Source organism: Acidobacteriota bacterium (assembly GCA_033549365.1).
Lineage (GTDB): Bacteria > Acidobacteriota > Aminicenantia > Aminicenantales > Saccharicenantaceae > JAWSUF01.
Genome location: JAWSUF010000007.1, coordinates 122,926 through 129,890 on the forward strand (window position 1 = coordinate 122,926; position 6,965 = coordinate 129,890).

The window sequence follows — 6,965 nt, forward strand, 5'->3', positions numbered from 1 at the left end:
TCCGCGCCGCGAGAAAGGGGCCTCAACCCCTTTCTCACGGCCCGCGGAGGGCAAGATGAAAAAATTCACGATCGTTGCGGCGACACTCATCGGCCTCGCGACGGCGATTCAGGCCGCCGACAACCTGACCCTCTCCTTCTTCCAGAGTTACACGGACAACCTGTTCCAGACAAGCTTTCCCGAAAAAGACGGGATTTCCAATCTGGCCTTTTCTTTCGATAAATCCTTCGCACCCTTTTCCTTCTTTACGGAAGGCCGATATTCCCATCTCAACAACAACACAAACATCGGATCCTATGCCCAGAATGCGGGAATCGATTATCTCCGGCCGGTCAACGAAAAAACCGCATTTTACCTCTCGGCCAGGCTGGGCGGCGTTCTCTACCGCTCCGATTTTTCCGATTTCAACTTTTTCCATTTCGCCGCCGTGGGAGCGGTCAAATCCTACCTGACACCCCAATCCATCCTGAACGTCAACGCCGTCCTCGAATTCAGGAACACCCGCGATCCCTTGTTCGACTATCTGAGCTCCACGGCCGCAGTTACGATCGACCGGTATTTCGATTCGAGGACAACGCTCAAGGGCGAAGCCCAGTGGGGCTTCAAGTATTTTCTCCACCCCTTTCAGGCCCAAGCCTCGACGGTCCAAACATCTTTCGCCTCAGCCGGTGGCGGGCAAGGCCCCGGCGGCGGACGCATGGGCTGGCGGAGCGGTTTCATTTCCCCCCAAACCGACGGCCGGGGCCAGGGGATTCAAATCGCTTCCCTTTCGGGGCTCGTCGCTCAGGGCATCGGCGACCATTTCGGCCTTCGAGTCTCGGCCCTCCGGCAGTGGACGCTGTCAGGAGAAAATCCTTTTGTTTCCATCGAGGAATTCTACATGGTCGAGAATCCCTCCTACGACGTTTTTTCCTGGAACGGCTTCGGAATCTCCGGACTGGCGACGGTTCTGATCCCCTGGAACATGCAACTGAAAATCGGCTATACTTCATCCTCCAAGAAATTTCCGGGGATCGAAGCCATGGATCTGGACGGACGAATGTTGAGCCCGCTCCGGCGGGACACGAGAAAGCAGTGGGACGCCCGTCTGGAAAAGAATTTCCCCGTCTTGAACGTTTTCGTTGGTTTTTCCCATGTCGACAACCGTTCCAACGACCTCCTGTTCAATTGGAAAGGCCTTTTTCTGACGGCCGGGATCGATTGGACCTTCAACTGGGGAGGCAAGACATGAAACGCCAAGCCGTCCTTATGGCCGTCCTCTTGACGGTCTGCACCGCGGCTGCGCCGGTCCGGCAAGCCGAACCGCCCACCGCCAAGGCGGCCCCCCACTTCTACAACGTCGATACCGAACGGCGGGTGGACGGGACCATCCGGAAGATCCTCTTCGAATCGCGGTACGAATCGGCACCGCCCTTCCTCGTCATCATCCTGGAGGAAAGGACAACGGGCCGCGTCTATAACGTCGAAGTCAGCCCGGCCGGATTTTTCAGCCAGGATTTCCACCAGGGCGAACGGGTGAGGATCACCGGTTCGTTTTACTCCCGGGATTCCGAACTCTTCCTGATCGCCCGTGAGATCCGTGCCGGCGGGGAAATCTTCAGGGTTCGCGACCGGAAGGGCTTTCCGAACTGGCGCGGGGGGGCGATGAAAGGGAAACGGCGGGGCCGGGGCATGTGAGGCGTTTCAATTTCCCTCTTTTTTTCGGCCTTCCCTTCGCGGGGCTGATTGTCCTTCTCTTCATTTTCTCATTCCTCAATCGGAGTTATGTCCAGACCAAAACCCGGGACCTCGTGCGCGAGCAGCTCCAGGCCACAGTTGAGATCCTTACGGCCGGTGTGGCCCGGCTCCTCGACGAGGGACAGGCCCCCGATGTCGTCCTCGGCCTTTCAGCCGGCCGGGAACAAATCTACTACCTGGCCCTTCTCGACGGCGAAGACAACATCCTGAGCTGGAAGTCGGTTTACGAGGGCTACCTCCCTCTGACCCGCCGGGACGCATCCAGGACGGAGCCCTGGATCATCCCCTCGCCCGCGGGAAGCATTCTCAATTTTCTGGCCCCCGTTGCCGTGGCCGACGGCAGGTCGTTCCGGCTCTATCTCGGCTATTCCCTCTCGGATTGGGAGGAAATGATCGCCCGTTCCAACCGCAATCTGCTGGCTCTCTTCGGCGCCCTGGCCGCGGCCGGAGTCGTTTTTTTCATCGGCGTCTACGGACTCCAGAAAAGATATCTGGCCAAGGCCAAGGAGGCAGAGGAGGAAAAACGGGAGAAGGAGAGGTTCCGCGAAATCTCCTCCTTCACGTCGGTCGTCGCCCACGAAATCAAGAACCCCCTGAACAGCCTGGCCCTGCTCTGCGAACTTCTTCACAGGAAAGGTCCTCCCGAAGTCATGGCCGATGTCGCCCTGGGCCGGGAGGAGGTTCGAAGGATCTCCGATATTATCGACCGTTTCTCGGCTTCGCTAAAACCGCTCCGGCCCCATCGCGAAAACCTTGTTCTCCGGGATGTCGTCCGGGAAGCCCGCGACTCCGTCGCCCCGGGAAGCGCCAAACCCGGCGTGGAGTTCCGTTATACCGAGACATCTCCGATCCGCGTGTTCGCCGACAGGGATCTTCTTATCCAGGCCCTGCAGAATCTCTTCCGCAACGCCTTCGAAGCGACAGAGTCGGGCGAGGTCGCGGTCAAAGCGGAAATGATCCGCGGTGAAATCCTTGTCCGAATCGAGGACACGGGACGGGGCATGCCTCCCGACGAGGCGGTCCGTATCTTCGAGCCGTTTTTCTCCACCAAGGATCAGGGCATGGGCATCGGCCTCTATGCGGCCCGAAAAATCGTCGAAGCTCACGGAGGACGGATCGACGTCGAAAGCGAGCCCGGGCGGGGAACGACATTCCTCATTCAACTTTCGGGAGTCCGACATGAGTAAAGCCACAATCCTGATCGTCGAAGACGACCCTCTGCAGAGGCGATTGATCCGCCGAAATCTTGAACAGGAAGGCTACGAAGTTCTGGAAGCCGCCTCCCTCCGGGAGGCGACAGCGGCCGTCGATTCGCGCGCGGTCGAGGTCGCCATCGTCGATTACAAGCTCGACGGCGAGACGGGCATCGACGTCATCCGGGCCGTCCTGGAACGCAACCCCCTGGTCACGCCGATTGTCGTCACGGCTTTCGCCGATATCGAAACCGCCGTCGAAGCCTTGAAAAAAGGCGCCTACGACTACATCGTCAAGCCCCTGGATTTCAAAAAATTCCTGCCGTCCGTCGAGCGGGCCCTGGAGCGCCAGAAGCTGCGCCGGGAAATCGCCCTTCTCCGGACATCACTCGAGACAAAATTCAGCTTGAAAAACGTCGTTTCCGCCTCTCCAGGAATGGAAGAGGTCATGCGCCTGATCGCCAAGGCGGCCGGGAGCGACGCCGCCGTATTGATCGACGGCGAGACGGGCACGGGGAAGGACCTGGCGGCCCGAAGCATTCATTTCGCGTCGCGGCGCAAGGACGACCCCTACATGGCTGTGAACATTCCGTCCCTGCCCGAAACGCTCGTCGAGAGCGAACTCTTCGGCGCCGAAAAAGGCTCTTACACCGGCGCCCATGAGCGCAAAATCGGAAAATTCGAAGCGGCCTCGGGCGGGACGCTTTTTCTCGACGAGATCGGCGATCTGACACCCCAGGTCCAGGTGAAACTTCTCCGCTTTCTCCAGGACAAGCAGTTCTACAGACTGGGATCTTCGTCGGCTCTCCACTCGGACGTCCGGATCATCGCGGCCACGAACCGGGATCTGGAGAAACTGATGCGCGAGGAGAAATTCCGTCCCGACCTTTTCTACCGTCTGAACGTGATTCACATCCGCATCCCTCCCCTTCGCCGGAGGAGGGAGGACATCCCGCCATTGGTCGATCGTTTCATCAAGACCTATGCCGAACGGGAAGGCAAGACAATCCGCGGGATTACACACGAAGCCATGTCGGCGATTGTCCGCTACGCGTATCCCGGAAATATCCGGGAACTCGAAAACATCATCGAGCGCGCCGCCGTTTTCGCAGACGGGGAGGACATCACGCAGGCCGACCTCCCCGTCTACCTCTCGGAAAAACGGGAAGAGGACTTTTCAAGCGAAGACCTGCCGCTGACAGAAAAAGTCCGGCGCCTCGAATCCCGGGAGATTCGGCGGGCCCTGCAGGAATCGGGGGGTGTCAAGAGCCGGGCTGCCAGGGCACTGGGCATCACCGAGCGGATCCTCGCTTATAAGATGAAAACCCTCGGAATCGTCTCTTAAACGGTCCGGAAGCCCGCTTTATCGGCCACCCGGCCGGGCGGGGCGCTTCGCAAGCGCCGCGGCTGCTCTGTCCGTGACCCGTCCGGGCGCCCAGCCCTCCATCCCCGGTCGCGCCGAAATCAACGATTTTCTCGCAGAACATCGTTGATCCGCCAAAGCATCCTGACCCCCGGGTTTCCTGAGGCCTCTATTCCAATGGCATCGCTGCGCGGATCGGGAAGAAAAATCGGGAGGAGGCGTCTAATAGGTGGAAGTGCAAATTGCGCAATGAAGGAGCCGCTATGATCAGGAAAGTTTCTCTCGTTTCTATCGTTCTCCTCGCCGTTCTGTCCCTTTCCGCCTGGGCCGCCGACGTGTCCGGCACATGGGCCATGACGTCCCAGGGCCGCCAGGGTGAGATGACCCGCGACATCACCATCGCCCAGGACGGCAACAAGATCACCGTGACCATGCCGCCCGGTCCCCGCGGCGGAGACCCGATGGTCGGAGAAGGCACAATCGACGGCGATGCCATCCAATGGACGATCAATCGCGAAACGCCCCGAGGCCAAATGACCATGGTCTACAAGGGCACCGTCGACGGCGACACCATGAAGGGCACCGTGACCGTCATGGACAACGAAATGGAGTGGACCGCAAAGAAAAAGTAAGCCGATTCGCGAACGGAATGAGATCATAAGCGCCATGGGCGAATGTTGAGTTTTGTTCCGAGATAGACTATAATTCCGATATCTTAAATGAAGGGAAAAACGATGGCAAAACGAACCGGTATGGACAGACGAGGATTTATCAAGGCTTCGGCGATCGGCCTGGCCGGGGTTGGAACAACGCTCGGAGCGGGCGCCTTGCCGGCCGCAAAGCTTCCCGGAGAAGAGACCTCCAAGATACTGTCCTATCGAACTCTGGGCCGGACGGGATTCAAGGTCTCTGACATCGGAATCGGGACATCACAGACCTTTCCCGCCGCCGTGATGGCCGCGGCCTTCGATGCCGGCGTCAATTACGTCGACACGGCCGAAGGCTACGGCCGGGGCGCCGCGGAACAGAGCATCGCCGAAGCCATCCGGGGCCGCGACAGGTCGTCCCTTTTCATCGCCACCAAGATCCGTGTCATGGATAACATGACGAAAGACCAGGTCATCGAAAAAGTCCAGGCATGCCTCGGCCGCCTGCAGACCGACTACGTCGATTGTCTCATGAATCAGGGCGCTCCGACCGCCGAATCCCTGAAGAACGAGGCCTTTCATGCCGGAATGGATCAGCTCAAAAAGGAGGGCAAAGTCCGGTTCGTCGGCGTGGCCAACCACGGCCCCCGCATGGCGGGCCAGGGCGAAGCCATGGAGGATGTCCTGACGGCCGCGGTGGAAGACGGCCGCTTCGACCTCCTGCTTCTCGTCTACAATTTCCTGCAGAAGGAAGCCGGAGAGAAAGTTCTCGAGGCCGCCGCAAAGAAGAATATCGCCACGACGATCATGAAGTCCAACCCTCTGGGCCGCTACCACGACATGAAGGAGCGGATTGAACGCATGAAGCGGGAAGGACAGGAGATCGACGAGCGGATGCAGCAGTCCTGGGCCAGGATGGAGGAGACGGCCGCGCAGGCGGAAGCCTTCATCCGCGAACACGGCCTGGAAGGCCCGGCCGAGATCAAGGCCGCGGCGCTCAAGTTCGTGCTCGGCGATCCCCGGGTCCACACTCTGAACCTGGCCTTCAACACCTTCGACGATGTCCGGGATCTCATCGGACTCTCCGGCACGGGTCTTCAGACGGCGGACCGGAACCTTCTCAGGGATTACGAAAAAGATTGCGGCCGGCTCTATTGCCGCCACGCCTGCGGCGTCTGCGAGGCCTCCTGCCCTCATGCGGTTCCCGTGAACACGATCATGCGCTACGCCCATTACTTCGAGGCCCAGGGCAGCGAGAAGTTCGCCATGGAGAAATACGCCGGGTTGGGAAGCCAAGCGGCCGAAGCCTGTCAAACATGTCCGGGATTCTGCGAAAAGGCCTGCCCCTACGGCGTGCCCGCCCGCGGCCTCCTGGTTTTAGCCCACGCGCAGATGTCCCTGAAGCCCTGGGCTTAAAAAAACAATTGACACATCCGTCGTCATTTGTCATGAAAAATGACGACAATCCCAACGATTCGTGGCAGTATAGACGCCCTTGTTTATAATGGCATATTATAAACTCCGGTTTTTATATGTCAGCATTCAATCAATCATATTAATCGAACGCAATCTCTCCTTGGCTTTTTGCATCTCTCCTTGAAACAACCGGCGCTAGCCGTGCGTTATCCGTAACTGGCGGAAGTTCAGAATCGAGGAATTGCATAAAATGGAGATCATCGAGTACCGAGCCATTCCGCCAACTCCAAAAAGACCTTCTCAAACTCATCCCAATCGACGGGTTTAATAAGCCGGGGAAACGGGATCAAACCGGGATTCGGGAGGTCGCAGAGGCCGATTCCCGACGATTTTGGGACGGATCGTTGAATAATACGGAATCCCTCCTTCAAATGCATTGCCGCCGCCCTGGGATCATCAAATACGGCGTCTTTCCTTTTCGCCCTTTCAAAAACGTCGTCGGCAATCAACCGGGGATATTCTTTTTTTATGAAATGAAAACTCCCCGGGCTGAAGCCCGGGGTTTCGGCCCTGTGGCATAATCTGACTATGGGTTTTTTCGCTGATCAC

At 58.6% G+C, this 6,965-nt stretch carries 6 protein-coding genes and 1 pseudogene; all 7 read left to right on the forward strand.

Annotated features, from left to right (window positions below; all coding sequences use genetic code 11):
* Positions 1-55: 55 nt before the first annotated feature.
* The 7 genes and pseudogenes from SCM96_11320 to SCM96_11350 all read left to right on the forward strand — a co-directional run bounded on the left by SCM96_11320 (position 56) and on the right by SCM96_11350 (position 6,356).
* Positions 56-1,231: a hypothetical protein gene (locus SCM96_11320; protein MDW7761211.1), complete on the forward strand. Its 1,176-nt coding sequence runs from the start codon at positions 56-58 to the stop codon at positions 1,229-1,231.
* Positions 1,228-1,677: a hypothetical protein gene (locus SCM96_11325; protein MDW7761212.1), complete on the forward strand. Its 450-nt coding sequence runs from the start codon at positions 1,228-1,230 to the stop codon at positions 1,675-1,677. The genes SCM96_11320 and SCM96_11325 overlap by 4 nt, the downstream gene beginning before the upstream one ends.
* A complete protein-coding gene (locus SCM96_11330; GenBank protein ID MDW7761213.1) occupies positions 1,674-2,924 on the forward strand; it encodes a HAMP domain-containing sensor histidine kinase in 1,251 nt (416 codons plus the stop codon). Before SCM96_11325 ends, SCM96_11330 begins: the two co-directional genes overlap by 4 nt.
* Positions 2,917-4,275: a sigma-54 dependent transcriptional regulator gene (locus SCM96_11335; protein ID MDW7761214.1), complete on the forward strand. Its 1,359-nt coding sequence runs from the start codon at positions 2,917-2,919 to the stop codon at positions 4,273-4,275. Before SCM96_11330 ends, SCM96_11335 begins: the two co-directional genes overlap by 8 nt.
* Positions 4,276-4,312: 37 nt before the next feature.
* Positions 4,313-4,423: pseudogene (locus SCM96_11340) on the forward strand (ribokinase).
* Between the two features lie 133 nt (positions 4,424-4,556).
* Complete coding sequence (locus SCM96_11345; protein MDW7761215.1) at positions 4,557-4,925, forward strand: hypothetical protein; 369 nt, start codon at positions 4,557-4,559, stop codon at positions 4,923-4,925.
* Between the two features lie 102 nt (positions 4,926-5,027).
* Complete coding sequence (locus SCM96_11350; GenBank protein MDW7761216.1) at positions 5,028-6,356, forward strand: aldo/keto reductase; 1,329 nt, start codon at positions 5,028-5,030, stop codon at positions 6,354-6,356.
* Positions 6,357-6,965 lie beyond the last annotated feature (609 nt).

Excerpts from the sequence above, each read along its gene's own strand:
- SCM96_11350 (MDW7761216.1), top strand. The coding sequence starts at position 5,028 with ATGGCAAAACGAACCGGTATGGACAGACGAGGATTTATCAAGGCTTCG.
- SCM96_11320 (MDW7761211.1), top strand. The coding sequence starts at position 56 with ATGAAAAAATTCACGATCGTTGCGGCGACACTCATCGGCCTCGCGACG.
- SCM96_11345 (MDW7761215.1), top strand. The coding sequence starts at position 4,557 with ATGATCAGGAAAGTTTCTCTCGTTTCTATCGTTCTCCTCGCCGTTCTG.
- SCM96_11325 (MDW7761212.1), top strand. The coding sequence starts at position 1,228 with ATGAAACGCCAAGCCGTCCTTATGGCCGTCCTCTTGACGGTCTGCACC.
- SCM96_11335 (MDW7761214.1), top strand. The coding sequence starts at position 2,917 with ATGAGTAAAGCCACAATCCTGATCGTCGAAGACGACCCTCTGCAGAGG.